This is a genomic window from Ochrobactrum sp. SFR4 (assembly GCF_019730395.1).
GTDB lineage: Bacteria > Pseudomonadota > Alphaproteobacteria > Rhizobiales > Rhizobiaceae > Pseudochrobactrum.
In genome coordinates this window covers 1-273 of sequence record NZ_JAAPBB010000769.1, presented here as the reverse complement: position 1 = coordinate 273, position 273 = coordinate 1, and the positions used below count along the sequence as shown (strand labels likewise).

1 protein-coding gene is annotated in these 273 nt (G+C 58.2%); it reads left to right on the top strand.

Annotation, left to right across the window (positions count from 1 at the left end):
* Window positions 1-273: aldehyde dehydrogenase family protein (locus HBA93_RS21170; RefSeq protein WP_221724581.1), on the top strand; the 273-nt coding region annotated here is incomplete at both ends.

Here is a 273-nt window from a genome sequence, read left to right as displayed (position 1 = left end):
GCCTTGATGAAACGATTGCCCATGTTGCGGATCGTATCCGCGTTGGCAATCTCTACATCAATCGCAACGTTATTGGCGCTGTGGTTGGCGTGCAGCCATTTGGCGGTCGCGGTCTATCCGGTACGGGGCCAAAGGCTGGCGGACCGCTCTATCTGGGGCGTCTGGTTGAAACAGCACCGATCCCGCCGCGTCATTCGTCGGTTCACAGCGATACAGCTTTGACCGAATTTGCCAAGTGGCTCGGTCTGCGCGGCATGAACGATCTGGCACAGG